The following is a 24,241-nucleotide window of genomic DNA, read 5'->3' on the forward strand; positions in this document are numbered from 1 at the left end:
TCCGGCGCGGCCGTACGCACCGCCGGGTCCCCGCCCGCTCGAGAAGGGGAGGCCTGCCGGCGCCGGAAGCGTCAGCCGACCGGGAGCGGGAGGAGGCCGAGCCGTACGTACGCGCCGCGCACGTGGGGAAGCCGTCCGCGCGTCTGGCCTCCGGGAATGTCAGCAGGGAGAGCCTCGCCTCCCGCTTCGCGTCACTTTAGTCCACGCTGTCCCGCGGTCAATCAACCGGCCTGCGCGTCGCGCGCCGGGATGAGTGGGATGCGGCGAATCAGGGAAAATCACCCGCACGGACCGGACTCCGCACCCATGTGGGGTACCTCACAACAGGAGTGTGATGACAGCCTTTCCCCGCACCCACACCGCGACCGGATCGCATTTGACCAGTAACGTCATAGGTATGACGACTTCCGCATCTGTTCCCACCGAGTCCGATGGCGCCATACGCGGCGGCTCCGTCACCGACCGCCTCGTCGAGGCGAACGAACGGTACGCATCCGCCTTCACCGACCCCGGCATGGACGCCCGCCCCGTCCTGCACGTCGCGGTCGTGGCCTGCATGGACGCCCGTATCGACCTGCACAAGGCCCTCGGCCTTCAGCTCGGCGACTGCCACACCATCCGCAATGCGGGCGGCGTGGTCACCGACGACGTGATCCGCTCGCTCACGATCAGCCAGCGCAAGCTCGGCACCCGCAGCGTGGTGCTCATCCACCACACCGGCTGCGGCATGGAGTCGATCACCGAGGACTTCCGCACCGAGCTGGAGGAGGAGGTCGGCCAGCGCCCCGCGTGGGCGGCCGAGGCCTTCGCGGACGTCGACCAGGACGTACGGCAGTCCATGCAGCGCGTGCGGACGTCGCCGTTCCTCCAGCACACCGAGGACGTCCGGGGCTTCGTCTTCGACGTGAAGACGGGCCTGCTGCGCGAGATCGATCCCGCCTGACCGCCGCCCGGCCCTTCTCGTTTTTCGTAAATCCCGCGCATGCTGGAGCCCAAGCGCCGTAAAACCCGACATATCGCAGCCAGTTGTCCACAGTCGAGTGACACGAATCGGTAACGGCAGCAAGAATGCGGGTGTGACGTCACGCGGAACTATTCACGCGTGGTGTCCGTGTTTCGGGGTGGGCCGGTCCGCATCGCAGAGAGCGACGGCCCGGAGAAAGAAACGGGCCGAGGAGGGCCGGGTGACGACCTATGACGATCGAGCGAGCCTCACTGATCTGACTGCCACTGTGGAGAGGGTCCGCAGTTCGGTGGAAGGAGTGATCGAGGGCAAGCCCGAGGTCGTACGGCTTTCGCTGACCGTACTGCTCGCCGAGGGACATCTTCTGATCGAGGATGTCCCCGGCGTGGGCAAGACCATGCTCGCCAAAGCGCTGGCCCGCTCCATCGACTGTTCGGTGCGGCGCATCCAGTTCACGCCGGACCTGCTGCCCTCGGACATCACCGGTGTCTCGATCTGGGACCAGCAGCGCCGGGACTTCGAGTTCAAGCCGGGGGCGATCTTCGCGCAGATCGTGATCGGCGACGAGATCAACCGCGCCTCGCCCAAGACCCAGTCGGCACTGCTGGAGTCGATGGAGGAGCGCCAGGTCACCATCGACGGGCAGACCTACGAGCTGCCCAGCCCCTTCATGGTGGTGGCCACCCAGAACCCGGTCGAGATGGAGGGCACCTACCCGCTGCCCGAGGCCCAGCGCGACCGCTTCATGGCCCGGGTCTCGGTGGGCTACCCCAGCGTGGAGGCCGAGCTGCAGATGCTCGACGTGCACGGTGGCGTCTCCCCGCTGGAGGACCTCCAGCCGGTGGCGCACGCGCACGACATCGTGAAGCTGATCGAGGCGGTGCGCGGCGTCCACGTGGCGGAAACGGTCCGCCGGTACGCGGTGGACCTGGTGTCCGCCACGCGCACCCATCCCGACCTCAGACTCGGCGCCTCGCCGCGCGCGACACTGCATCTGCTGCGCGCGGCGAAGGCAGCCGCCGCCCTGAGCGGCCGGGAGTACGCGCTGCCGGACGACGTGCAGACGCTCGCCGTCGCCGTCCTGGCCCACCGCCTGCTGCCCACCGCCCAGGCCCAGCTCAACCGCCGCACGTCGGAGCAGGTCGTGCAGGAGATCCTGCAGCGCACCCCGGTCCCGGCGGCGCCCCAGCAGCAGAGCGGCTTCGGCGGCCTGGGCCGCGGCGCTCCGTCGTACCCCCAGCAACCGCCGCGGAGGCTGTGATGACCTTCGGGGGGACGGGGCAGCCGGAGGCCGACCGGGGCGAGAAGGGCGGTCTGCGCACCGCCCTGGCCGGTCTGACCACCCGCGGACGCTCCTTCCTGGCGGCCGGCATCGCGGCCGCCGTCTGCGCCTACGTCCTCGGGCAGAGCGATCTGCTGCGGGTGGGCCTGCTGCTGGCCGTACTGCCCCTGGTCTGTGCGCTGTTCCTGTACCGCACGCGCTACCGGGTGGCCGGCAGCCGCCGCCTCTCCCCCGGCCGTGTGCCCGCCGGCAGCGAGGCCCGCGTCCATCTGCGGATGGACAACGTCTCGCGGCTGCCCACGGGCCTGCTGATGCTCCAGGACCGGGTGCCGTACGTGCTCGGCCCGCGCCCCCGGTTCGTGCTGGACCGGGTGGAGCCGGGCGGCCGCCGCGAGGTGTCCTACCGGGTCCGCTCCGACCTGCGCGGCCGCTATCCGCTCGGCCCGCTGCAGCTGCGGCTGACCGACCCGTTCGGGATGTGCGAGCTGACCCGGTCCTTCTCGACGTACGACACCCTGACGGTGATCCCGCGCGTGGAGGCACTGCCTCCGGTGCGGCTGGCCGGCGAGGCGAAGGGGTACGGCGACGGGCGCCAGCGCTCGCTCGCCCTGGCCGGCGAGGACGACGTGATCCCGCGCGGCTACCGCTACGGCGACGATCTGCGCCGTGTCCACTGGCGGCTGACCGCCCGCTACGGCGAGCTGATGGTGCGCCGCGAGGAGCAGCCCCAGCGCTCCCGCTGCACGGTGCTGCTCGACACCCGTGGCATCGCCTTCGACGGCGCGGGCCCGGACTCGGCCTTCGAGTGGGCCGTCTCGGGAGCGGCGTCCGTGCTGGTGCACATGCTCGAACGGGGCTTCTCCGTACGGCTGCTGACGGACAGCGGCAACTCGGTGCCCGGCGAGGGCTCCGACGGTTTCGCGGGCGCGAGCCAGGAGACGGCCGACTCGGCCGGGCTGATGATGGACACCCTCGCGGTGGTCGACCACTCGGACGGCACGGGCCTGTCGCGGGCGTACGACGTGCTGCGCGGCGGGAACGAAGGGCTTCTGGTGGCCTTGTTCGGCGACCTGGACGAGGAGCAGGCCGCGGTGGCGGCCAAGATGCGCCAGCGCAGCGGGGGCGCGGTCGCCTTCGTGCTGGACAGCGGCGCCTGGATGCGGGAACCCAGCGATGTGGCCGGGGCGCTGGACCGGCACGAGGAGCGGCTGCGGATGCTGCGGGAGGCGGGCTGGACGGCGCTGAGCGTGCCGCGGGGCGCTTCGCTGAGCGAGCTGTGGCGGCAGGCGGACCGTGAGCGCGCGGGCCTCGCCGCGACGACGGGGACGAGCCGTGAGGGGGCGGGCTCATGAGCGGGCGGGCACGACTGGCGCTGTGCGCCTGGGCGGCCACGCTGATGGCGTCCTGCGCCCTGCTGCCCCTGGTCTCCCCCGCCACCTGGATCCTCCAGGCGGCCGTCCTGCTGGCTGTGCAGACGGGCGTGGGCGCGGCGACCCGCAGGGTGCCGCTGGCGCGGCCGCTGACGGTCGCGGCGCAGGCCCTGGTCACGCTGATGCTGCTGACCCTGGTCTTCGCCCGGCAGCAGGCCCTGGCCGGGATCGTGCCGGGCCCCGAGGCGTTCCGCCACCTCTCCGACCTGCTCCAGCAGGGCGGCGACGACATCGCGCGGTACGCGATCCCTGCGCCCCTGGAGTCCGACGGCATCCGGCTGATGCTCCTCGGCGGGGTCATGCTGATCGGCCTCGCGGTGGACACGCTCGCGGTGACCTTCCGCAGCGCGGCCCCGGCCGGACTGCCGCTGCTCGCGCTGTACTCCGTCGCCGCGGGGCTGTCCCACGGCGGCGCCGACTGGCTGTGGTTCCTGGTCGCGGCGGGCGGCTATCTGATGCTGCTGCTGGCCGAGGGCCGTGAGCGGCTCTCGCAGTGGGGCCGGGTCTTCGCCGGGGCGGCACGCGCGCCGGGCGGGGAGCCGGGCGCGGTGGCGCCGGTCCGCACCGGGCGGCGCATCGGCGTGGTCGCGCTGGGCGTCGCCCTCGTGGTGCCGCTGGCCCTGCCCGCGATGAACGGCGGACTGCTGGACGCCGCCGGAACGGGTGTGGGCAACGGCGACGGAGGCGGCGGCACCATCTCCGCGGTCAACCCGCTGGTCTCGCTGCGCGACAGCCTGAACGTGGACGAGGACCGCCAGGTCATGTCCCTGAAGTCGAACAGCAACGACATCTCGAACCTGTACATCCGGATCGTGTCCCTGGACGACTTCGACGGCAGCACCTGGCGGCCGTCCAAGCGGCATGTCACCGGCGTGCCGGACAAGTTCCCGACCCCGTCCGGCCTCGGCGCTGACGTCAAGCGGGCGGAGATCGAGACCCGCATCTCGGCCGCCGACTGGTACGCCCAGGACTGGCTGCCGATGCCGTATCCGCCGAGCGGCGTGGACGTTCCGGGCAAGTGGCGCTACGAGCCGGTGGGCATGACGCTGGTCGGCGACCACGGCGAGACCACGCGCGGCAAGACCTACCTGGTCAAGAGCCTCGACGTGCAGCCGACGGCGGAGCAGCTCGCGGATGCGCCGGCGCCGCCCGCCGCCATCAAGCGCGACTACACCAAGCTGCCGGACTCGGTGCCCTCGGTGGTCGCGAAAACCGCCCGCCAGGTGACCGAGGGGGCGAACACCCACTACGAGCAGGCGGTCAAGCTCCAGGACTACTTCGCGGTGAACGGCGGCTTCCAGTACAGCACCCAGGTGCAGGTCGGAAGCGGCCCGCAGGCGATCGCCCGCTTCCTGAAGGACAAGGAGGGCTTCTGCGTCCACTTCTCCTTCGCGATGGCGGCGATGGCCCGCAGCCTGGGCATCCCGGCCCGGGTCGCGGTGGGCTTCGCCCCGGGGACGCCGCAGACGGACGGCTCGGTGTCGGTGGGCCTGAAGGACGCCCACGCCTGGCCCGAGCTGTACTTCGAGGGCGTGGGCTGGACCCGCTTCGAGCCGACCCCGAACCGGGGCGTGGCTCCCTCGTACACGCAGACGGACACGCCGGGCAGCAGCCTTCCTGACGTGTCGCGGCCCTCGCAGTCGGCGGGTTCGGCCGCGTCGTCCGCGCCGTCCGCGAGCACGAGCTGCTCGGCCGAGGACAAGAAGCTCGAGGCCTGTGCGGGCGCGCTGCCGGTGGACACCGCCAAGCCGCACGACGCGGGTCTCCCCTGGTACAAGATCGCCGGCTGGGCACTGCTGGGGCTCCTCGTGATCGCCCTGCCGCTGCTGCCCATGCTGTGGCGTGCGCGACGGCGCTCGGTGCGGCTGACCTCGGCCCAGCACGCCGCGTCGGCCCGGCAGGGCCGCAGAGGCCGCCGGCCGGACATGGGGTCCACGGACGACCTGGCCGTGACGGTCCTGCCGGTCGAGGCCGAGGCGGGTTACGCCGCCGAGGTGATCGCGCACCACGTCCTGGCCGTCTGGCGCGAGCTCACCGACACGGCCTGGGACTACGGCATCGTGCCGGACGACGCGCTGACCCCGCGCAAGGCGGCCGCGCGCATCGTGCGGCTCGGGCAGCTGGACGCGACCACGGCCGACTCGGTGCACCGGGTGGCGAGCGCGGTGGAGCAGGTGCTGTTCGCACCGGAGCCGCACGCCGAGCCCGGACTGGCCGACGACGTGCGCAGGATGCGGGTGGCGCTGCGGTCCAAGGTCAGCCGGCCCACCCGGGTACGGGCGGTCGTGGCGCCCCGCTCGGCCGTCCGGGCGGTGTGGGAGGCCATGGACCGCTGGACGGCTGCCAAGGCCCGCTGGGCCGAGCGCTGGTCGGCCCTGGCCGCGCTGGTGCGGCGGCCCTCCGGGCAGCAGAGCGGGTGACGGGCCGGAGCGGGTGACGGGAGCGCGCCGGTCTTCCGGGCGCGCCCCGTCCCGCGGGCACAGGTGAGGGGGTGACCACCCGCCGGGTGGTCACCCCCTCACCTGCATGAACGAGGTGTCAGTGACCCTGTTCGTCGCGCCGGCGCTGCCAGCGCTGTTCGATACGGTCCATCATCGAACGCTTCTGCCGTCCCTGACGACGCGCGTGCGGGGCACCGGCAGCAGGCTGTTCACCCGGCTTCGGAGCTTTGCGCCAGCCGGTCACGGCGAGCACGGCGCACCCCAGCATGACCAGGAAGCCAACCACGCTGAGCCACACCTGCTTGGCGACCATTCCAGCCATGAGGAGCGCGATACCCACGAGGAAGCCCGCGACCGCCTGGTAGACCCGTCGCCGGGTGTACGTACGCAGCCCGCTTCCCTCAAGCGCTGTCGCGAACTTGGGATCTTCGGCATACAGCGCTCGCTCCATCTGCTCGAGCATGCGCTGCTCGTGCTCCGAGAGCGGCACGGAGTCCTCCTCATCGTGCAGTCGCCGGGGCGACCCGGGGGGTCCCTTCAGGATAGGCAGGGAATCGCCCCCGTGAAACCCGCCCCTCTGCGCCAATTGACCAACCGGTGCCCGCCATGCACGCCCCGGCTCGTTGAATCCTGCATTCCCCAACGGCCGACCCGTCATGCCGGGCGGTCTCCCTCGATCATACGGCGCTGAGCGCCCGATCGGGGGGCCTGTGGCGTACTCCATGTGCGGCCAAGTCCCTGATCAGCGGCGCACCGCACGAGGCGGCTCAGGCCCCGGAGGTCCCCTGAGTCTCGCCGAGCACATGGAGCTGGGTCGCGACGGATTGGAACGCGGGGGACTGGGCCGCCGCCTCCTCCAGCTTCAGCAGCGCCTCCAGGGCGCCTGGCTCGGTGTCCACCAGGACGCCCGGGACGAGGTCGGCGAAGACCCGTACGCCGTGCACGGCGCCCACCCTGAGGCCCGCTCCCTCGACCAGCGCGGAGAGCTGCTCGGCGGTGAAGCGGCGCGGCACGGGGTCGCCCTCGCCCCAGCGGCCGTCCGGGTTCTCCAGGGCCTGCCGGGCCTCCTTGAAGTGGCCGGCCAGGGCGCGCGCGAGCACGGCGCCGCCGAGGCCCGCGGCGAGCAGACTGAGGACGCCCTCGGACCGCAGCGCTGCCACGGCGTTGCGCACGCCCTCGGCCGGGTCGTCGACGTACTCCAGGACGCCGTGGCACAGGACCGCGTCGTAGCCACCGCGCTCGACCACGTCGAAGAGGCCGTGGGCGTCGCCCTGGACGCCCTTCACCCGGTCGGCGACGTCGGCCTCGGCGGCGCGGCGCTCAAGCGCGAACAGCGCGTTCGGGCTGGGGTCGACGACGGTGACCCGGTGGCCGAGCCGGGCGACGGGCACCGCGAAGTTGCCGCTGCCGCCCCCGGTGTCGAGGACGTCCAGAGACTCCCGCCCCGTGGACTTGACCCGGCGTTCGAGGGCCTCCTGGAGGACCTCCCAGACCACGGCGGTACGGAGAGAGGCTCGGGGTCGCATCGGGTCCGACACGGCAGTTGACTCCTCGGCGCGGCACCGCCCCTTGCACGGCGGAGCGAACGGGGTGCCTCCCCGGCCCCGTCATGGGAGGGAAGGCTTCAGGCGCCTTCCACCCTATTGCCTCGGGTGCCTCGCCCGGTGACTGCGGTGGTGTGCCCCGCCGAACGTCTCGTACGGCGGACGCAGTCAGCCCGTGTCCGGTAAGCCACGGGCGCTCTCCGCCTCGGTGTGCGGGTGGTCGGCGTCCTGGCGCGGCTGCGGGAGGACGGGTTGCAGGACGAGCATCCGCTCGACGAGCCGCAGGAACATCGCCACGTCCCGGATCAGGTCGTCGGCGTCGCGGCGGCTGGCCGCGCCCTGGATGCCGGCCTCGGCGCGGGCACGGCGCCGGGCTCCGGAGGCGAACAGCACGCTCCACTCGGTCAGTTCGGGAGCGATCTCGGGGAGCACTTCCCAAGCACTCCGGATGCGGGCACGCCGTCGGGACGACGGCTCCGGGCGCCCCCGTGCCGCGAGCACCGCGGCGGCCGTGCGCAGGGCTGCGAGGTGGGCCGTGGCGTAGCGCTCGTTGGGCGTCTCGAGGACGGCCGCCTCGTCCAGCCCGGCGCGGGCCTGGGCGAGCAGGTCGAGGGCGGCGGGCGGGGCCGTGGTCCGGCGGAGCACGGGGTGGACGTCGCTCGCCGGGCCGGTCAGTGAGGGGGCAGGGCCGGTGGCGCGGCGCCGGCGGGCGGCTGCGGCGTGATAGCTGGCCATGACGAACCTCCTGTCGTCTGCGTGACGGCATCGCCCGAGAAGGGGTGCCGTATGTCTCCATCGTGCGGTATGCCACTGACAATCCGTTCTGACCTGGGACTTTGCTTCGATCGAAGGTTCGGGATAGTTTTTGCACTGACCAGTCAGTTCAAATTCAGGGGTGGGGAGAACCGTGTCCGGTGTGGGTGTCACTGCCCGCGGGCTAGGGCTCGAAGGGCCGCGCGGCTGGGCCTTCCGCGACGTCACGTTCGCCGCGGAGCCCGGCTCGCTGATCGCGATCGAGGGGCCGTCCGGGTCAGGCCGTACCTGTCTGCTGCTCTCCCTCACGGGACGGATGAAACCGACCGCGGGTCAGGCCGAGGTGGGCGAGTGCAGGCTGCCCAAGCAGATGGCGGCCGTGCGGCGGGTCGCCGGACTCGCGCACGTGGCCGGAGTGGCCGAGCTCGAGCCGGCCCTGACCGTGGCCGAGCATCTGCACGAACGGGCGCTGCTGCAAAGGCGGTTCGGCGACTCGCTGCGCGCGCTGCTGCGGCCGCGCGGCGAGCGCGCCGCGGAGGCGAAGCTGCGGATCGACACCGCGCTGGCCGCCGCGGGCCTGGACCGGGCGGCCCTGCCCAAGGGCACGCGCACGGCCGTACGCGATCTCGAGCGCCTGGAGGCGCTGCGGCTGTCCATCGCGCTCGCCCTGCTCGGCCGGCCCCGGCTGCTCGGCGTCGACGACACCGACCTGAAGCTCTCGGACGCCGAACGGGACGAAGTCTGGACGTTGTTGAGGTCGGTCGCCGAGTCCGGCACGACGGTCGTGGCGGTGTGCAGCGAGGCCCCCGAGGACGCCGTCGTCGTCACCACGGGAAAGGAGAAGGCCGATGCGCTCGCCGAAACTGGCCGCCCTTGAGCTGAGGCGGTTCGGCAGGGGCAAACTGCCCCGGGCCGCCCTGGTGGCACTCCTGGTGCTGCCGCTGCTGTACGGCGCGCTGTACCTGTGGTCGTTCTGGGACCCGTACGGCCGGCTGGACCGCATCCCCGTGGCGCTCGTCAACGACGACAAGGGGGCGACGGCCGACGGCAAGAAGGTCGCGGCGGGCGACGACCTGACCAAGGGGCTGCGCGACAGCGAGGTCTTCGACTGGCACGAGGTGAGCGCCGACGAGGCACGCGCGGGCGTGGAGGACGGCACGTACTACCTGTCGCTGACCATGCCGGCGGACTTCAGCCGGCGGATCGCGTCCAGCGCGGGCGACTCCCCGGAGGCGGGCGCGCTCCAGGTGCGCACCAACGACGCGAACAACTACATCGTCGGGCAGATCTCGCGGACGGTGTTCAGCGAAGTGCGCCAGGCCGCCTCCACCAAGGCGTCGCGGTCCTTCCTGGACAAGATCTTCATCTCGTTCTCCGACATCCACGGCGCGACGGTGAAGGCCGCCGACGGGGCGGACAAGCTCAACGGCGGGATCGGCAAGGCGGAGAAGGGCTCCAAGGACCTCGCCGACGGGCTGAAGGACGCCAAGAGCGGCAGCGGCAAGCTCTCCAAGGGCCTGAAGAAGCTCAACACGGGCGCGGGCGCCCTGGAGGACGGCTCCCAGCAGGTCGCTGCGGGTACGCAGACGCTCGCCGACAAGGTCAACGCGGTCGACAAGAAGGCCGGCCCGTTCCTGAAGGACAACGAGAAGACCATCGGGGACACCGCCCAGCTGGTCGCCGACTCCTCCAAGGCCATCCGCCACAACCTCGCCACCCTGGTCAGGACGGCCCCGGTCGCCGCCAAGGGCGCGCACGCGGCCTCCGCGACCCTGGACGACGTCTACCGGGAGCGCTGCGAGCAGCCCGTGCTGCCGGACGCGGCCTGCTCCGACCTGAAGAAGGCCAAGGAGGCTGCCGACGACGTGGCGACGATCGCCGACGACCTCAACACGCTGATCGGTGACCAGGACGGCGACCTGAAGAAGCTCGACCGGAACCTGGCCACCCTCCAGGAGCAGGCCCAGGCGCTCGCGAAGCGCGCGCCGCACCTCTCCGAGGACCTCGACGACGCCGTCTCCAAGGTCAACAAGCTGAACGACGGCGCCGGGAAGGTCGCCGCGGGCGCCAAGAAGCTGCACAAGGGGCTCGGCACGGCCTCGGGAGGCGCGGCCGACCTGGACGAGGGCATCGGCAAGCTGAGGACCGGCGCCGAGGACCTCAACGGCGGCATGTTCAAGCTCGTCGACGGCTCGGGCAAGCTCGCGGGCGGGCTGCACGACGGCGCCGGGAAGATCCCGGACTACGACAAGAAGGACCGCGACCGGCGCACCGGGGTCATGGCCGACCCGGTCCACCTCGTCTCCAAGGACCTGCACAAGGCGCCCAACTACGGCACCGGGTTCGCCCCGTACTTCATCCCGCTGTCCCTGTGGGTGGGCGCGATGGTGGCGTACATGCTGATCCCGCCGATGAACCGGCGCGCACTGGCCACGGGCGCCCCGGCCTGGCGGATCGCGCTCGCGGGCTGGCTCCCGGTGGTGGCGATCGGCGTGCTGCAGACGGTGGCCCTGATGGCGGTGCTGCACTGGGCGATCGGCCTGCAGATGGTGCGGGCGGCCGGCACGATCGCGTTCCTGTTCCTGGTGACGGCGTGCTTCGGGGCGATCGTGCAGTGGCTCAACGCACGCTTCGGGGCTGCGGGCCGGATCCTCGTGCTCGCCCTGCTGATGCTCCAGCTGACGTCGGCGGGCGGCACGTACCCCGTGCAGACGAGCCCGGGCTTCTTCAACGCGCTGCATCCCTTCCTGCCGATGAGCTACGTCGTGGAGGCCCTGCGGCGGCTCATCACGGGCGGCGGTCTGGGACCGGTGTGGCACGCGTGCGTGGTGCTCACCGCGTTCACCGTGGGCGCCCTCGCGCTCACCGCGCTGTCGGCCCGCCGCCGGCAGGTGTGGACGCTGGACCGGCTGCACCCGGAACTGACCCTGTGAGCGCCGCGGTGCCGTCCGGGGGCACGGCTCCTGTGACAATCAGGGCCATGGAAAGCAGCAGCACCGCCTCGGGCGGCAGCACGCGCCGCGAGGCCACCCGGCAGAAGCTCTACGAGGCGGCCGTCACGCTCATCGCCGAGCAGGGCTTCTCCGCCACCACGGTGGACGAGATCGCCGAGCGGGCCGGGGTCGCGAAGGGCACGGTCTACTACAACTTCGCGAGCAAGTCCGTCCTCTTCGAGGAGCTGCTGCGGCACGGCGTCGGACTCCTCGCCGCCTCCCTCCGCGAGGCGGCCGAGAAGACGGCCAGGGACGGCGGGAGCAAGGTGGACGCCCTGGACGCGATGATCCGCGCGGGTCTCGTCTTCATCGACCGCTACCCCGCTTTCACACAGCTCTACGTGGCCGAGATGTGGCGCACCAACAGGGCCTGGCAGTCCACGCTCATGGTGGTCAGGCAGCAGGCGGTCTCGGTCGTCGAGGACGTGCTGCGCGAGGGCGTGGCGAACGGCGAGCTCAGCGACGAGATCGACGTGCCGCTGACCGCGTCGGCACTGGTCGGCATGGTGCTGGTGGCCGCGCTGGACTGGCAGTCCTTCCAACCGGAGCGCTCCCTGGACGACGTGCACGCGGCGCTGTCCCGGCTGCTCCAGGGGCGCGTGAGCGGGCCCGGCCGCCGCTGAACGCGCCTCCGAGCCGTTGATCACGTCAGGAAGCCGCTGAACGCACGGACACGAAAACGCCGGTCCGAGCTGGCCGCGTCCCCCGCGGGCCACCTCGAACCGGCGCCTTCTCGTGCTCCCCCGTTCTCACTTCCCCCCGTTGGGCCCCCGTTCTCGGTCGTTCCCCCGGGTTCCCCCGTGTCTCGCTCCCGCCGACACGCGGTCGGCGGAAGGAGCGGATCGCGGGCGGCTCCGTTCCGGCGCCCCGTGTCGCCGGTGCCGGAGCCAAGCCCCTTTCCGTGTCTCCACTGTCTCGTCGGCGCAGGTCGCAGCCCATCCGCGCGGCTACTCATCTCCGTCACTAGGTACGGATACTCAGCACTGCGCATTCACCCCCAGGACGCACCGTTGCCGACTGGTGACCTGCGCGCCCGCGTCCGTACTCTCCCGCCGGTTCCACTGAGGCGGACCGTGCCTTCAGTGACTGTCGGTGGCGGTCGATAAAGTCGCGGGCATGGGACGGATTGCGGTGATCGGCGCCGGGATGGGCGCGATGGCGGCCGCCGCCCGGCTGGCCGTCGCGGGCCACCGGGTGACGGTGTACGAGCGGGCACAGACGTACGGCGGGGCGGTACGCCGCTTCGAGCGGGACGGCTTCGGCTTCGACACCGGTCCCGGAGTGCTGACCCTGCCCGCCGTCTGGCGCGATCTGTTCGTCAAGACCGGCAAGGAGCCGCTGGAGGCGTGCGTCGAGCTGGTCCAGGTCGACCCGTCCGCACGGCACGTGTTCGCGGACGGCACCGAGGCCGCCCTGCCCAACGCCTCGCGCGCGGGCGTCGTCGCCGCGCTGGACGAGGCGCTCGGGTCCGGCGCCGGCGGCCGCTGGGGCGACTTCCTGGTGCGGGCCCGCGAGGCCTGGGACCGCACGCGCCGCCCGCTGCTGGAGGAGCCCCTGTGGCCCGACTGGCAGGTGCTGGCGGAGCGCGAGCCGTACCCGGCGGTCCCCCACAAGCGGCTGCTGCGCACCCGGCAGGCGGCCACGCTCGCCGAGATCGGCGCCTGGGAGCTGCGCGACCCCCGGCTCGCCGCGCTCCTGGAGAGCCACGCCCTCGCGTACGGCCTCGATCCGCGCACCACTCCGGCGAGCGCCGCCGTGCTGCCGTACATGGAGCACGCCTTCGGAACCTGGTATGTCCGCGGCGGCACAAGGGAGTTGGCGCGCGCGGTGTACGAGCGGTGCCTGGCCCGCAGGGTCGAGTTCCGCTTCGGCGCCGAGGTGACGGGCGTGCTGGAGAAGGACGGCCGGGTGGCGGGCGTGGAGCTGGCGGACGGTTCTGTGGCGGAGGCCGATCACGTGGTCGCCGGTGTGCGTCCCGTACACCTGCGGGCCCTCACGCAGCACCGCCTCGACGACGAAGGTGACGTACGGCCCGACACCGGTCCCCGCCCCGGACGGTTCACCGTGCTGCTGGCGCTGCGCGGCCCGCGGGAGGCCGGTGCGGTGCATCGCACGGTCGTCCACGCCCCCGACCGCACGGCCGAGCTGTACTCCCTCGGGTCCCCTTCGCCCGAGCCGGTCCGGCCCACGGTGACCGTGCTGCGGCCGGACGACCCGGCGCTGCGACCGGACGGGGAGCACGAGTCGGTGGTCCTGTCCGCGGTGGTCCCCTCGGACGCCGGCGGGCACCTGCCCGAACGACGCGAAGCCCTCGCCGACGAACTCGTCACCGCGGCGGAGGCCGCGATACCGGGACTGCGGGAGCGGATCCTCTGGCGCGAGGCGGAGGCGGAGACCGGCTCCGGCATCGGCGGGGTGTCCGCGCCCTCGCTGGCCGCCGGAAAGGGGCGCTTCCTGCACCCGGCCAACACCACCCGCCTGCCGGGGCTGTACCGGGTCGGCGACTGGGCTCACCCCGGCGGCGGCCTCCCCCACAGCGGAATGTCGGGCGCGCTGGTGGCCGGACTCATCGTGGAGGGGCCGGAGTTCAGGGGTTCTCAGTGAGCAGCGTCCGCTGAGAGGTGCGGGGGGAGGGTCGTTCAGAAGCGGTACTGCTCGTCGAACCCGTTCCCCTGCCCCTGGCCCTGGCCGTTGCCCTGGTAGGGGTAGGGCTGCTCCGGCGGGAGCTCGCCGCCGTAGGTCTCGTCGGTGCGCTGCTGCGGAACCCACACACCGCCGGACGGGGTCTCGCCGCCGTAGCCGCCGGTGCCGTACTGCTGCTGGTCCTGGCCGTAGCCCTGCTGGCCCTGGCCGTACTGCTGCTGCCCGTAGGTGGCGTCGTAGCCGCCGTACGACTGCGTGCCGATGTACGGGTCGGAGTAGGCGGCGTACTGCTGCTGGCCGCCGGTGTCGTAGCCGTACTGCTGCTGGTCGTAGCCCGAGTAGTCGTAGGCGTACGTCTGGTCGGCGCCCTGGGCTGCCGCCGCGTACTGGTCCTGGGCCTGGGCCTGACCCGCGCCCGCGTAGGCGGCGTTGTCGTATATGCCGTACGAACCGGTGTCGTCGGGCAGGGGCTGCGGCTCGTACACCGCGGTGCTCTCTGCGGCCGTCGCGTGGGCGGGTGTGAAGACGTCGTCGCGGTCGTAGTCGTCGTCGTTGTAGGCGGCGTTCTCGCGGGTGTAGGCGGCCCGCTCGTCGTATCCGACGTCGCCCGGCTCGAGGTCGGAGACCTCCAGGGTCGGGTCCCGGAAGTCCGCCCTGCCGCGGCGCCGCTTGCTGCCGTCGTCGCCCTCCGGGCGCTTGACCGCCCAGCCCGCGGAGAAGCCGCGGCGGAAGGAGAGGGTGACGTAGGTCTGGCCGACCGCGAACGCGGCCGCGCCCAGGCCGATGACGATCACCGAGGGGATCAGCACCCCGATGACGACACCCAGGAAGCCGGCGAAAGCGAGCAGCCGCCAGCGCAGCCGCGCCTTGTACTGCAGCAGCACCTCACCGAGCAACCACAGCGCGACGATGCCGAACGCGATATAGAGGACCGTCCAGCCCATGTACGCCCCTCTCCCAGTCGCCGCTACGCAGTGTGTCGTACACCGGTGCGGCCGGTCTAGGCCTGCGGCGGGTGGTGCAGCCCCAGGTTCTCGTAGATTTCCAGCGTCGCCGTGGAGTTGTTGAGCGTGATGAAGTGCAGTCCGGGCACTCCCTCGGCCAGCAGCCGTGCGCAGAACTCCGTGGCGAATTCAATGCCAATGGAGCGTACAGCGGTCGGATCGTCTTTTGCTGTGAGGATTCGCTCTTTCAGGACGGACGGGATGTGGGCGTTGCTGAGCTGTGGCAACCGTTCCAGCATCTTCACACTGGTGACCGGCATCACTTCGGGGATGACGGGGGTCTCGCAGCCGGCCGCGGTGACCCGGTCGCGCAGTCGCAGATAGGACTCCGGCTGGAAGAACATCTGCGTGATCGCGTAGTCGGCACCGGCCCGGCACTTGTCCACGAAGCGGGTGACGTCCGTGTCCCAGTCGTCGGAGCGCGGATGCATCTCCGGGAAGGCCGCGACGCCCACGCAGAAGTCGCCGGACTCCTTGATGAGCTGGACGAGGTCCGCGGCGTAGGCGAGGCCCTTCGGGTGCGGCACCCAGTCCCCCATGGGGTCGCCGGGCGGGTCGCCGCGCACGGCGAGCATGTTGCGGATCCCGGCGTCGGCGTACTGGCCGATGATGTTGCGCAGCTCGGCGACGGAGTGGTTGACCGCGGTCAGGTGGGCGACCGGGGTCAGCGTGGTGTCGGCGACGATCTGCTCGGTCTCCTTGACCGTGCCCGCACGCGTGGAGCCGCCGGCTCCGTAGGTCACGGAGACGAAGTCGGGAGCCACTGCCTCGACCCTGCGCAGCGCGCTCCACAGGTTCCGCTCACCCTTGGGCGTCTTGGGCGCCGAGAACTCGAAGGAGTACGTCGTCTTGCCCGAGGCGAGCATGTCCCGCACGGTACGTGCGCGATCAGTCCTTGTGGATGCGGTTCCGAGGGCCATACTCGCAGGTTAACCAGGGGGCGACGGTCACCCAACCGAACGCGGGATTTTTACCCGAATTGTCGACTTGCTGTCCACGCCTCGGACAGCCGGCGCGATTATGCCTGCCGCAGCCGCTTGGCGAACTCCGCCGCCGCGGCGCCCGGGTCCTCCGCCTCGGTGATCGCGCGGACGACCACGACCCGGCGGGCGCCTGCGTCGAGCACCTGGTCGAGGTTGGCGAGGTCGATGCCGCCGATGGCGAACCAGGGACGCTCGACGCCGAGGGAGGCGGTGTACCGGACCAGGTCGAGTCCGGGGGCGTGACGGCCCGGCTTGGTCGGGGTCGGCCAGCAGGGCCCGGTGCAGAAGTAGTCGACGCCGACCTGGACTGCGGCCGCGGCGGCCTCGGACTCGGCGTGCGTCGAGCGGCCGACGAGGACGTCGCCGCCGAGGATCGCGCGGGCCGCGGGGACCGGGAGGTCGCCCTGGCCGAGGTGGAGGACGTCGGCGCCGGCGGCATGGGCGACGTCCGCGCGGTCGTTGACCGCGAGCAGCCTGCCGTGGCGGGCGCAGGCGTCGGCGAAGACCTCGAGGTGCTCCAGCTCCTCGCCCGCCTCCATGCCCTTGTCGCGCAGCTGGACGATGTCGACGCCGCCCGCCAGGACGGCGTCCAGGAACTGCGGGAGATCACCCTGGCGCCTGCGGGCGTCCGTGCAGAGGTAGACGCGGGCGTCGGTGAGGCGGGCGCGTGCGGTGGCTGCGGTGCCGGGCATGTGGGTGTCCCCCGTTGTCGGTGGCGTACGGGCCGCGGGCCCGCGGGAACGCTTCGGAGCTGCGGGCCGCAGTGAACCACGGCCCTGGGCCCGCGCGGACCCCGGCCCGTACGCCGGACGGTGTTCGGATCAGCGAGTTCGGCTCAGACGGCGAGCGCCTGGGCGCGGCGCTTCACCTCCGTGCCTCGATTCTCGCTGAGGGCCTGGGCGGGGGTGCCCGGCAGGCTCTCGTCGGGAGTGAAGAGCCACTCGAGCATCTCCTCGTCGGTGAAGCCGTCGTCGCGCAGGAGCGTCAGGGTGCCGGTCAGGCCCTTGACGACCTTGTCCCCGTCGATGAAGGCGGCGGGGACGTGCAGTGCGCGGTTCTCACCACGGCGTACGGCGATGAGCTGGCCCTCCTTGACCAGCTGCCGCACTCGCGTCACCTCGACATCGAGCATCTCTGCGATGTCGGGGAGGGTGAGCCAGGCGGGGACGAGAGCATCAGTCTTTGCGTCAATCTCGGTCACGGAATCAAGCCTGCCATCCCGCACTGACAGTCGGAAGCCAGGCTGGCCCGACCTGGGGGTTCCGCGTTACGCCGTGGCCGCCTTCAGGGGCCTGGCCGGATCCCCGATGCGCTCGGCGTCCATCGGCGTTCCGGCCTCGATCAGCCGCCTCCCCTGCGCCAGATCTCTGGGCCGGCCGACCGCGAGCAGGCCCACCAGACGCCCCTCGCGCAGCCAGCAGACCGACCAGGCCGGCCCGGTCGGGTCGCCGCGCCACAGGGTCGTGTCGGCCAAGGCGTGGTGGCCGGCGTACTGGACGAAACGGCCGAACTGCTCGGACCAGAAGTACGGAACGGGGTCGTAGACCGCCGGGGGCGCACCGGTGGCCTCGCCGACGATGTTCCCGGCCACCGTGCGCGGCCCCTGGAGGGCGTTGTCCCAGTGGTGGACCAGCAGGCGCTCGCCGTACCGCCCCGAGGGGAAGGAGGCACAGTCGCCGACGGCGTAGACGTCCGGTGCCGAGGTGCGCAGATGGGCGTCCGCGACGACTTCCTGGTGCGTTCCGAGCTCGATGCCGGAGCCGGCCAGCCAGGCCGTGGCGGGGCGCGCGCCGATGCCGACCACGACCGCGCCCGCGGGCAGCCGCGAGCCGTCGTCCAGGACGACCGCGCCGGGCTCGACGCGCTCCACGCGCGCGTGCGTGCGCAGTTCGACGCCGGCGTCGGCGTACCAGGCGGCCATCGGCGCGGCCACCTCGGCCGGCAGCGCGCCCGAGAGCGGCCGGTCCGCCGCCTCGACGACCGTCACCGCGCAGCCCGCCTCGCGCGCGGCCGTGGCGAACTCGGCGCCGATCCAGCCCGCGCCGACCACCACGATGTCGTGCTGCCGGGCGAGCACGGGCCGCAGCCGCTCGGCGTCGTCCAGGGTGCGCAGCAGATGCACGCCGGGGACACCCTCGGTGCCCGGCAGCCGGATCGGTTCGGCACCGGTGGCGAGCACGAGGACGTCGTAGGGGACCGGGCCGGCCTCGGTGTCCAGTTCGTGCTCGCCGGGGCGCAGGCCCAGCACCTCGCACCCGAGCCGGAGTTCGATGCCGAGCGCCTCGAAGTCGACGTCGAAGGCGGAGCCCTCGGACTTGCCGAGCAGGACGGCCTTGGACAGCGGGGGCCGGTCGTACGGCTGGTGGGGCTCGGCGCCGATCAGCGTCACGCGGCCGGTGAAGCCCTGTTCGCGCAGCGCCACCGCGGACTGCACACCGGCCATGCCGGCGCCCACCACGACCACGCGCCGCGCGGGCGGCCCGCCCGTCTCCTGCGTCTGCTCACTCACCTGATCACCCTAGCCAACTGACAAATTGTCAGTCAGCAGTCGTGCTCACTCAGTGACCTGCTCCACAACGCTGGTGCCGCTGCCGGCCTGCGACTCCCACGCCCAGGTCTCCTCCAGCCGCACCCGCCCGTCCGGCAGCTCCACCACCGTGGACACGCAGTGCCCCGAGGACGTCGTCCCGTCGCGCTTGAGCTGCACGTACCGGAAGTCCAGCCGGTCACCGGCCCGGGTACCCACCAGATGACCTCTTACGACGTCCCCGCCCTCGTACTCGGCCCAGACCCCGCCGTCCTTCTCGTGGTACGTGAACCGCGTCCGGGTACCCACCTGACCTGGAGCCTGGTCGGCGACGGGGGCGAGGACGAGGCCGTCCAGCGAGCGCGGCATGACGGTGGGCTCCCTTACAGAGGTGCGACGGGTCGGGCTAGGGTGGCCAACGTACAAGCACTCGCGGGAGCCCGGACGCACCGGGCTGAGAGGGAGGCTGGCGGCCTCCGACCGTACGAACCTGATCCGGGTCATGCCGGCGAAGGGAGGGGCTGGAGGCCCATGCCGTCACGTACGTCAGACGTCCTCGTCATCGGGGGCGGAATCATCGGCCTGGTCACGGCCTGGCGCGCCGCGCAGCGCGGGTTCGCGACGGCCCTCGTGGACCCCGAACCGGGGGGCGGGGCCGCGCAGGTGGCCGCCGGGATGCTCGCCGCGGTCACCGAGCTGCACTACGGCGAGCAGACCCTGCTCGGCCTGAACCTGGCCTCGGCCGGCCGCTATCCGGAGTTCGCGGCCGAGCTCACCGATCTCACCGGCCACGACCTCGGCTACCGCCGGTGCGGCACACTCGCCGTCGCGCTGGACGCCGACGACCGCGCCCATCTGCGCGAACTGCACGCCCTGCAAAGGGAGTCGGGCCTGGAGTCGGAGTGGCTGTCGGGCCGCGACTGCCGGCGCCTGGAACCGATGCTCGCGCCGGGCGTGCGCGGCGGGCTCCGGGTCGACGGCGACCACCAGATCGACCCGCGGCGGCTGGCAGGCGCGCTGGTCGCCGCGTGCGAGCGGGCGGGCGTGGTCTTCCACCGCCAGTGGGCCGAGCGCTTCCACGTCGTACGGGACCGGGCCTCCGGTGTGAGCACGGCGGACGGCACCGAGCTGGGCGCGGGCCAGGTGGTACTGGCCGCCGGCAGCCTCAGCGGGCGGCTCCCCGGCGTCCCGGACGAGGTGCTGCCGCCGGTGCGGCCGGTGAAGGGGCAGGTGCTGCGCCTGACCGTGCCACAGCGGTTCGCGCCCTTCCTGAGCCGTACCGTGCGCGCCGTGGTGCGCGGCAGCCAGGTCTATCTGGTGCCGCGCGAGAACGGCGAGCTGGTGATCGGCGCGACCACCGAGGAGCTCGGCTGGGACACGACGGTCACCGCGGGCGGGGTGTACGAGCTGCTGCGCGACGCGCACGAGCTGGTCCCCGGCATCACAGAGCTGCCGCTGACGGAGACGCGCGCGGGACTGCGTCCGGGCTCCCCCGACAACGCCCCCCTGCTCGGCCCGACGGAGCTGCCGGGGCTGCTGCTGGCCACCGGGCACCACCGCAACGGCGTGCTGCTCACGCCGGTCACCGGCGACGCCATGGCGCACGTCCTGGCCACCGGCGAACTGCCGGACGAGGCCCGCCCGTTCACCCCGAGGCGCTTCGCGCGCGTGGAGCAGCCCGCATGAACATCTCCGTCAACGGGGAGCTCCGGCAGTTCGCCTCCGGCACCGCTCTCGACACCGTCGTGCGGACGCTGACCCCGGCCCCCTCCGGAGTGGCCGCCGCCCTCAACGAAACCGTCGTCCCACGCGCGCAGTGGCCGTCGACCTCCCTGCGCGAGGGAGACCGCGTCGAGGTCCTCACCGCCGTCCAAGGAGGCTGACCCATGGCCGACGATCCCTTCGTCATCGGCGGTGCGTCCTTCACGTCCCGCCTGATCATGGGCACCGGCGGTGCCCCCAGCCTCGACGTGCTGGAGCGGGCGCTGGTGGCGTCCGGCACGGAGCTCACCACGGTCGCGATGCGGCGTGTGGACCCCTCGGTGCACGGGTCGGTGCTGTCCGTCCTGGACCGGCTCGGCATCCGGGTGCTGCCGAACACGGCCGGCTGCTTCACCGCCGGGGAGGCGGTGCTGACCGCCCGCCTGGCGCGCGAGGCGCTCGGCACCGAACTGATCAAACTCGAGGTGATCGCCGACGAGCGCACCCTCCTGCCCGACCCGATCGAGCTGCTCGACGCCGCCGAGACCCTGGTCGACGACGGCTTCACGGTGCTGCCGTACACCAACGACGACCCCGTCCTCGCCCGGAAGCTGGAGGACGCCGGCTGCGCGGCGATCATGCCGCTCGGCTCGCCCATCGGCTCCGGTCTCGGCATCCGCAACCCGCACAACTTCCAGCTGATCACCGAGCACGCGCGTGTGCCGGTGATCCTGGACGCGGGCGCCGGTACGGCCTCGGACGCGGCGCTCGCGATGGAGCTGGGGTGCGCGGGTGTGATGCTCGCCTCGGCGGTGACGCGGGCGCAGGAGCCGCGGCTGATGGCCGAGGCCATGAAGCACGCGGTGGAGGCGGGCAGGCTGGCGCACCGGGCGGGGCGCATCCCGCGCCGTCACTTCGCCGAGGCGTCCTCGCCGCACGAGGGGCGCGCGCACCTGGATCCCGAGCGTCCCGCGTTCTGAAACGCGCGTTCGACGGGCCTCGAGAACGGGTGCGAGGTCCGTCACAGGTCGGCTGCAGTCACGCCCCGATCCGGCAGGAAGGGACGGGCTTGTCGGTCACGGCTCGTACACTCACCTGCGTGGATACGACCCTTCAGGACCCATTGGTCGGGCAGGTGCTCGACGGGCGCTATCGCGTGGACGCGCGGATCGCGGTCGGCGGGATGGCCACGGTCTACCGGGCCCTGGACACCCGCCTGGACCGCGTGCTCGCGCTGAAGGTGATGCACCCGACGCTCGCCGCCGACGGCACCTTCGTCGAGCGCTTCATCCGGGAGGCGAAGTCGGTCGCCCGGCTGGCCCACCCGAACGTGGTGCAGGTCTTCGACCAGGGCACCGACGGGTCGTACGTCTATCTCGCCATGGAGTACGTCGCCGGGTGCACCCTGCGCGACGTGCTGCGCGAGCGCGGGGCGCTGCAGCCGCGCGCCGCCCTGGACATCCTGGAGCCGGTCCTCGCCGCGCTCGGCGCCGCGCACCGGGCCGGTTTCGTGCACCGGGACATGAAGCCGGAGAACGTGCTGATAGGGGACGACGGCCGGGTCAAGGTCGCCGACTTCGGGCTGGTCCGCGCGGTGAACACGGTCACCAGCACGACCGGCACCGTCCTCGGCACCGTCTCCTACCTCGCACCGGAGCAGATCGAGCACGGCATCGCCGACCCCCGGGTCGACGTGTACGCGTGCGGTGTCGTCCTGTACGAGATGCTGACCGGCGACCGGCCGCACGGCGGGGACTCGCCGGCCACCGTCCTCTACAAGCACATCCACGAGGACGTCCCACCGCCGTCGGCCGCCGTGCCGGGGCTGGCGTACGCGCTGGACGAGCTGGTCGCGGTGGCCACCGCCCGCACCCCGGACCGCCGCCCGCAGGACGCGGTGGCGCTCCTCGCCCACGTCCGCGACGTCCGCGTGGCACTCGACGCGGACCAGCTCGACGCGATGCCGCCGCAGGCCCTCGCCTCGGCCCACCTGGACATCTCCCACGACCGTACGAGTGTGATCCCTCGCGCGCTGGCGATGCAGCAACCGCTGCCGGTGAACGAGGACGAGGTCCTGCACACCAGCCGGCTGGAGAGTCCGCCGCCCCTGCCACCGCGCCGCCGTGGCGCGGGCGCCCGGCGCGGTCCGGTCGCGATCGTCCTCGCCGTGCTGCTGGTCCTCGGGGTCGGCGCGGGCGTCTGGTACATCAACTCCGGTCAGTTCACCAAGGTCCCGCCGGTGCTGGCGAAGACCCAGACGGAGGCCCGCAAGCAGCTCGGGAACGCCGGGCTGGACCTCGGGAAGATCAGGCACGCCTACAGCGACACGGTGAAGCGGGGCACGGTCATCAGCTCGGATCCGGTACCCGGTAGCCGTATCCGCGACAACGCCTCCGTGACGCTCACCATCTCCGACGGCCCGGAGACGGTGCGGGTGCCGGACCTGGAGGGCCGGCCGCTGGCCCAGGCCAGGGCCCAGCTGAAGAAGGCCGCCCTCGAGCCCGGCATGGTCACCCGTGAGTTCAGCGACAGCGTCGACAAGGGCTCCGTGATCTCCACCGACCCGGAGGCGGGCACGACCCGGCACGCGGGCTCGGCGATCGCGCTGGTCGTGAGCAAGGGCAGCCCGGTGGACGTCCCGGACGTCACCGGGGAGGGCCTGGAGGAGGCGAAGGCCGACCTGGAGGACGCGGGCCTGGCGGTGAAGGTCGCCCCGGGGCGGGTCAACTCCGAGTTCGACAAGGGCCAGGTCGCCACGCAGACGCCCGCGGGCGACGGCCAGGCGGCCGAGGGCGACACGGTCACGCTGACCCTGTCCAAGGGCCCGGTGATGCTCGAGGTCCCGGACGTCACGGGTGACAGCGTCGACGACGCGAAGCAGACGCTCGAGGGCGCCGGCTTCAAGGTCAGCGAGGACCGCGGGCTGCTGGGCCTGTTCGGCGACACCGTCAAGGACCAGTCCGTGAAGGGCGGCGACAAGGCGCCCAAGGGGTCGACGATCACCATCAAGATCCGGTGACTGAGCCCTTCGGCGCGCGTGACACCCTGGGCGGGTGAAGAGTCAGCAGCCCCGCAACCCCGTCGGCGGCCACGTCCCCGTGGCCGGCGGCCTGAGCTCCGTCGGCCTGTCCTACGCCCATGACCTGAAGGCCGAGACGGTGCAGGTCTTCGTCGCCAACCCGCGCGGCTGGGCCACGCCCGCCGGCAGTCCGCGGCAGGACGAGGAGTTCCGCGCGGTGTGCGAGGCCGAGTCGATCCCGGCGTACGTCCATGCCCCGTACCTGATCAACTTCGGCTCGCACACCGAGGCGACCGTCGAGAAGTCCGTGGAGTCGATGCGGCACTCGCTGCGGCGCGGGCGGGAGATCGGGGCGCTCGGCGTGGTCGTGCACACGGGCAGCGCGACCGGCGGCCGGGACCGCTCCGTGGCCCTGAAGCAGGTGCGGGAGCATCTGCTGCCGCTGCTGGACGAGCTCACCCATGACGACGACCCGTTCCTGCTGCTGGAGTCGACGGCCGGGCAGGGCGCCTCGCTGTGCTCGCGGACCTGGGACTTCGGGCCCTACTTCGATGCGCTGGACGCCCACCCCAAGCTGGGCGTCTGCCTGGACACCTGCCACATCTTCGCGGCCGGACACGACCTGACCGGGCCGAGCGGCATGCACCGGACGCTGGACCTGCTGGTGGACACGGTCGGCGCGGGCCGGCTGAAGCTGATCCACGCCAACGACTCCAAGGACGTCGCCGGCGCGCACAAGGACCGGCACGAGAACATCGGCGCCGGCCACATCGGCGAGGACCCGTTCCGGGCGCTGATGACCCACCCCGCGACCGAGGGCGTACCGCTGATCATCGAGACGCCCGGCGGCAAGGAGGGGCACGCGGCGGACGTGGAGCGCCTGAAGAAACTTCGCGATTCATAGCGCACGAAGGAATACCCCTAGGGGGTATATGGTTCCAGCTCGGTACAGGAACC

The 24,241-nt window shown here is 72.3% G+C and carries 22 protein-coding genes and 1 riboswitch; of the genes, 13 read left to right on the forward strand and 9 right to left on the reverse strand.

The window, feature by feature from the left end; all coding sequences use genetic code 11:
* The first annotated feature begins 397 nt into the window (after positions 1-397).
* The 4 genes from ACIBN2_RS36275 to ACIBN2_RS36290 all read left to right on the forward strand — a co-directional run bounded on the left by ACIBN2_RS36275 (position 398) and on the right by ACIBN2_RS36290 (position 6,096).
* A complete protein-coding gene (locus ACIBN2_RS36275; RefSeq protein WP_399140937.1) occupies positions 398-943 on the forward strand; it encodes a beta-class carbonic anhydrase in 546 nt (181 codons plus the stop codon).
* A gap of 241 nt (positions 944-1,184) precedes the next feature.
* Positions 1,185-2,225, forward strand: coding sequence for an AAA family ATPase (locus ACIBN2_RS36280; protein WP_399140939.1), 1,041 nt, complete (start codon positions 1,185-1,187; stop codon positions 2,223-2,225).
* Positions 2,225-3,598: a DUF58 domain-containing protein gene (locus ACIBN2_RS36285; RefSeq protein ID WP_399140940.1), complete on the forward strand. Its 1,374-nt coding sequence runs from the start codon at positions 2,225-2,227 to the stop codon at positions 3,596-3,598. Before ACIBN2_RS36280 ends, ACIBN2_RS36285 begins: the two co-directional genes overlap by 1 nt.
* Positions 3,595-6,096: a DUF3488 and DUF4129 domain-containing transglutaminase family protein gene (locus ACIBN2_RS36290; RefSeq protein WP_399140942.1), complete on the forward strand. Its 2,502-nt coding sequence runs from the start codon at positions 3,595-3,597 to the stop codon at positions 6,094-6,096. The genes ACIBN2_RS36285 and ACIBN2_RS36290 overlap by 4 nt, the downstream gene beginning before the upstream one ends.
* 118 nt (positions 6,097-6,214) lie before the next feature.
* On the opposite strand, the gene ACIBN2_RS36295 is transcribed toward ACIBN2_RS36290, so the two are convergent.
* The 3 genes from ACIBN2_RS36295 to ACIBN2_RS36305 form a co-directional block, all read right to left on the reverse strand.
* Entirely contained in the window at positions 6,215-6,607 is a 393-nt protein-coding gene (locus ACIBN2_RS36295; protein ID WP_232648209.1) for a DUF3040 domain-containing protein, read from the reverse strand.
* A 277-nt stretch (positions 6,608-6,884) separates the two neighbouring features.
* Positions 6,885-7,655, reverse strand: a complete 771-nt coding sequence (locus ACIBN2_RS36300; RefSeq protein WP_399140945.1) for a methyltransferase — start codon at positions 7,653-7,655, stop codon at positions 6,885-6,887.
* A gap of 174 nt (positions 7,656-7,829) precedes the next feature.
* Complete coding sequence (locus tag ACIBN2_RS36305) at positions 7,830-8,396, reverse strand: SAV_6107 family HEPN domain-containing protein (RefSeq protein ID WP_399140947.1); 567 nt, start codon at positions 8,394-8,396, stop codon at positions 7,830-7,832.
* A gap of 172 nt (positions 8,397-8,568) precedes the next feature.
* Between ACIBN2_RS36305 and ACIBN2_RS36310 the strand changes: the two genes are divergently transcribed.
* The 4 genes from ACIBN2_RS36310 (at position 8,569) to ACIBN2_RS36325 (ending at position 14,011) form a co-directional block, all read left to right on the forward strand.
* On the forward strand, positions 8,569-9,291 hold the full coding sequence (locus tag ACIBN2_RS36310; RefSeq protein ID WP_399140948.1) for an ATP-binding cassette domain-containing protein: 723 nt from the start codon (positions 8,569-8,571) through the stop codon (positions 9,289-9,291).
* Positions 9,263-11,347 carry a YhgE/Pip family protein gene (locus ACIBN2_RS36315; protein WP_399140950.1) on the forward strand — a complete coding sequence of 695 codons (2,085 nt, stop codon included), beginning with the start codon at positions 9,263-9,265 and terminating at the stop codon, positions 11,345-11,347. Before ACIBN2_RS36310 ends, ACIBN2_RS36315 begins: the two co-directional genes overlap by 29 nt.
* A gap of 47 nt (positions 11,348-11,394) precedes the next feature.
* Entirely contained in the window at positions 11,395-12,030 is a 636-nt protein-coding gene (locus ACIBN2_RS36320) for a TetR/AcrR family transcriptional regulator (protein ID WP_399140952.1), read from the forward strand.
* 493 nt (positions 12,031-12,523) lie between these two features.
* A complete protein-coding gene (locus ACIBN2_RS36325; RefSeq protein ID WP_399140954.1) occupies positions 12,524-14,011 on the forward strand; it encodes a phytoene desaturase family protein in 1,488 nt (495 codons plus the stop codon).
* Positions 14,012-14,046: 35 nt separating this feature from the next.
* Here the strand turns inward: ACIBN2_RS36325 and ACIBN2_RS36330 are convergent, their stop codons facing one another.
* The 6 genes from ACIBN2_RS36330 to ACIBN2_RS36355 form a co-directional block, all read right to left on the reverse strand.
* Complete coding sequence (locus ACIBN2_RS36330) at positions 14,047-14,994, reverse strand: hypothetical protein (RefSeq protein WP_399140955.1); 948 nt, start codon at positions 14,992-14,994, stop codon at positions 14,047-14,049.
* 56 nt (positions 14,995-15,050) lie between these two features.
* Positions 15,051-15,974 (reverse strand): methylenetetrahydrofolate reductase [NAD(P)H], encoded by a 924-nt coding sequence (gene metF, locus ACIBN2_RS36335; RefSeq protein ID WP_399140956.1) that lies wholly within the window; start codon positions 15,972-15,974, stop codon positions 15,051-15,053.
* A 98-nt stretch (positions 15,975-16,072) separates the two neighbouring features.
* Entirely contained in the window at positions 16,073-16,729 is a 657-nt protein-coding gene (thiE, locus tag ACIBN2_RS36340; RefSeq protein ID WP_399140957.1) for a thiamine phosphate synthase, read from the reverse strand.
* 143 nt (positions 16,730-16,872) lie between these two features.
* Entirely contained in the window at positions 16,873-17,238 is a 366-nt protein-coding gene (locus ACIBN2_RS36345; protein WP_399140959.1) for an Rv2175c family DNA-binding protein, read from the reverse strand.
* 66 nt (positions 17,239-17,304) lie between these two features.
* Positions 17,305-18,546, reverse strand: coding sequence for an NAD(P)/FAD-dependent oxidoreductase (locus ACIBN2_RS36350; RefSeq protein ID WP_399140961.1), 1,242 nt, complete (start codon positions 18,544-18,546; stop codon positions 17,305-17,307).
* Positions 18,547-18,591: 45 nt separating this feature from the next.
* Positions 18,592-18,933, reverse strand: coding sequence for a hypothetical protein (locus tag ACIBN2_RS36355; RefSeq protein WP_399140963.1), 342 nt, complete (start codon positions 18,931-18,933; stop codon positions 18,592-18,594).
* A 53-nt stretch (positions 18,934-18,986) separates the two neighbouring features.
* Positions 18,987-19,098, forward strand: a riboswitch (TPP riboswitch).
* On the opposite strand from ACIBN2_RS36355, the gene thiO reads away from it, so the two are divergent.
* The 5 genes from thiO to ACIBN2_RS36380 all read left to right on the forward strand — a co-directional run bounded on the left by thiO (position 19,096) and on the right by ACIBN2_RS36380 (position 24,188).
* Positions 19,096-20,250 (forward strand): glycine oxidase ThiO, encoded by a 1,155-nt coding sequence (thiO, locus tag ACIBN2_RS36360; RefSeq protein WP_399140964.1) that lies wholly within the window; start codon positions 19,096-19,098, stop codon positions 20,248-20,250. (Overlaps the previous riboswitch by 3 nt.)
* Positions 20,247-20,447 carry a sulfur carrier protein ThiS gene (gene thiS / locus ACIBN2_RS36365; protein ID WP_399140966.1) on the forward strand — a complete coding sequence of 67 codons (201 nt, stop codon included), beginning with the start codon at positions 20,247-20,249 and terminating at the stop codon, positions 20,445-20,447. Before thiO ends, thiS begins: the two co-directional genes overlap by 4 nt.
* Before the next feature lie 3 nt (positions 20,448-20,450).
* Positions 20,451-21,245 (forward strand): thiazole synthase, encoded by a 795-nt coding sequence (locus ACIBN2_RS36370; RefSeq protein WP_399140968.1) that lies wholly within the window; start codon positions 20,451-20,453, stop codon positions 21,243-21,245.
* Positions 21,246-21,364: 119 nt separating this feature from the next.
* Positions 21,365-23,284 carry a Stk1 family PASTA domain-containing Ser/Thr kinase gene (gene pknB, locus ACIBN2_RS36375; protein ID WP_399140970.1) on the forward strand — a complete coding sequence of 640 codons (1,920 nt, stop codon included), beginning with the start codon at positions 21,365-21,367 and terminating at the stop codon, positions 23,282-23,284.
* Positions 23,285-23,318: 34 nt separating this feature from the next.
* On the forward strand, positions 23,319-24,188 hold the full coding sequence (locus ACIBN2_RS36380) for a deoxyribonuclease IV (protein ID WP_399140972.1): 870 nt from the start codon (positions 23,319-23,321) through the stop codon (positions 24,186-24,188).
* Positions 24,189-24,241: the final 53 nt, after the last annotated feature.

The sequence above is a fragment of the Streptomyces sp. NPDC050534 genome (assembly GCF_044457745.1).
Taxonomy (GTDB): Bacteria; Actinomycetota; Actinomycetes; order Streptomycetales; family Streptomycetaceae; genus Streptomyces.